The following is a 2,057-nucleotide window of genomic DNA, read 5'->3' on the forward strand; positions in this document are numbered from 1 at the left end:
GTATTATTTTTCTCAATATCTTCTCCAATGGCATTTTCTCTAATTGTTATTATTATATAACCTATTTATTTTTTGTAAATAAAACATATGGTTTATAATTGATATTATTGACATTTATATATTTTGTGTTATTATATTTAACGTATAATACATAATTATAGGAGTATCATATGGAACTAAAAAAAGTTTTTGCATGCGGAATTAGTTGGGGTGATGGTAAGCCTTCATATTTTGAAGAGTTTAAAAAGAATAATTCTGCTATATTAGGAAGCTACAACAGAAGAATAGAATATTTTAGAGATTTACAAGTTGGTGATTTGATAGCAGCAAAAGAAGGTTTTAAAATAATAGCTATAGGAGAAGTGTCCTCAGTTTCAGAAGAGTACTGTACTTGGAAGGATTTAATAGATGAGGAAAAAGCCAATTATTACGGTGTATCTTTAGAAGATGAAGTTGATATAATTAAAGTTAATAAATGGATAGAACTAGAAGAACCTATTATCTATGAGAGTAGAGGTACAGGTTTAATAAAAAAAGATGAAGTACTTTACAAATGCAACAAAGTCTATTATGAGGAACTAAAAAAAATGGAAAAAGAAGAGATTATTAATATACTAAAACAAAAAAAGCAGATCATACTTCAAGGGGCTCCGGGTACTGGAAAAACTTATTCTACTGCTGAAATTGCTGTTAATCTAATTGATAAAAAAGTACCAGATGACAGAAAAGAAGTTATGAAAAGATATAAAGAGCTTATAAAAAATAATCAGATATTTTTCACAACTTTTCATCAGTCAATGGATTATGAGGAGTTTGTTGAAGGATATAAACCTATTTCTAATGACGGTAATATATCTTATGAAATCACAGACGGAATTTTCAAAGAGGCTTGTAATAAATCAAAAGAAGTTGGTAAAATAGGATTAGAAGAGGCATGGAATAATTTTACGTATGATTTTTCTAATAGAGATATTAAAGGAATAGATAAAAATACAGGTTATTTGGAATTAAAAACATTAGTAAATAATAATACATTTTATTTGTCTATAGATGATAACAATATAGTTAGGTATCTTCCTGAAAATAATAAAACTGAGAAATGGGTACATTTAAATAATAGAGTAAAAGAATTTTATTACTCATTAAAAAATGAAAAAAATATAGGTTCTATATCTTATGTTAAGCCTCTATTAGAATATTTAAAAAAAGAATATCATTTATCAGAGCCTATTGAAAATAATGAAAATAAAGTTGTACTTATAATAGATGAAATTAACCGCGGTAATATAGCAAAAATATTCGGAGAGCTTATTACATTATTGGAAGCTGATAAGAGAAAAAATGCTGACAATGAAATAGAAGTTAAGCTGCCTTATTCCAAAGAAATATTTTCTGTGCCTAGCAATTTATATATAATAGGTACTATGAATACAACTGACAGAAGCATAGGATATATTGATTATGCTTTAAGAAGAAGATTTGCATTTATAACTATTAAAGCAGATAAAGAAAAAATTGAAAATTATTATAATGATAATGAAGAATTAAAAACAAAAGCTTCTGCACTATTTAATAATATAGAAAACATTATTAAAGAAAAATTAAATGAAGAATTCGAGATTGATGATATTATGATAGGGCATAGCTATTTTATGGCTAAAGATGAAGAAGAGCTAAAAAGAAAATTAGATTATGAAATAAAGCCTTTATTATTAGAGTATTATAAAGACGGTATATTAAAAAGTGATAAAGAACTAAAAAACAAAATTAAAGAGTTGACAATATAATTTCTATGGATAATTTAAATAATCAATGCGAATGCGAATTTTGTAAAAATAATTCTGCTTCATTTAAGGAACATAATGATATAAATTGTGATTCACTTATTGAACATATAAATAATTCAAAATACAGAGAATACATATTTGGAGAAAATTTATACGGCAAAACTCTTTCCTATTATATAGGTGCTTTCTGGCTTGATAATGAATATACAAAAAATATTATAATTAATCCTAAAATAGAGAATATTGATTTTATGAAAATGTTTTCAAAAT

1 protein-coding gene and 1 pseudogene are annotated in these 2,057 nt (G+C 25.0%); both read left to right on the forward strand.

Features of this window, described 5'->3' with window-relative positions; translation table 11 throughout:
* The first annotated feature begins 170 nt into the window (after positions 1–170).
* Positions 171–1,787 carry an McrB family protein gene (locus EZH24_RS10785; protein ID WP_170310862.1) on the forward strand — a complete coding sequence of 539 codons (1,617 nt, stop codon included), beginning with the start codon at positions 171–173 and terminating at the stop codon, positions 1,785–1,787.
* A 5-nt stretch (positions 1,788–1,792) separates the two neighbouring features.
* Positions 1,793–2,057 (forward strand): annotated as a pseudogene (locus tag EZH24_RS10790) (5-methylcytosine restriction system specificity protein McrC); the annotation flags it as partial.

Origin of the sequence: Brachyspira catarrhinii, from assembly GCF_005518285.1 — a bacterium.
In the GTDB taxonomy this organism is placed as follows: domain Bacteria; phylum Spirochaetota; class Brachyspiria; order Brachyspirales; family Brachyspiraceae; genus Brachyspira; species Brachyspira catarrhinii.